Annotated in this window: 1 protein-coding gene; it reads left to right on the top strand. The window is 52.6% G+C overall.

The genetic code is table 11. The features are described 5' to 3' along the window. On the top strand, positions 1-306 hold a 306-nt coding region (locus ACYP03_RS25440), incomplete at both ends, for an ACT domain-containing protein (RefSeq protein ID WP_459782597.1).

Below are 306 nucleotides of genomic sequence, written 5' to 3'. Positions count from 1 at the left end.
GCAATTTCACATTCCCTGCCTGATCAAAAACAGTTTTAACCCGCAAGGTGCCGGAACACTGATCGGCCAGGATACGGGTGAAGACAAGCTGGCAATCAAAGGTATTACCACGCTCAAAAACCTGACCATGGTGAATGTGTCCGGCCCGGGTATGAAAGGCATGGTCGGCATGGCGGCCCGGGTTTTCGGGGCGATGTCGGCGTCAGGCGTTTCTATTGTTCTGATCACTCAGTCGTCATCTGAATACAGCATCAGTTTTTGTATCGAAAGCGAGGATAAGCAGGCGGCAGAGCAGGCACTGCGCAA

This window comes from Photobacterium sp. R1, from assembly GCF_054600795.1.
Note: the sequence above shows the minus strand (reverse complement) of the source record. Positions and strands in the feature narration are given on the sequence as shown.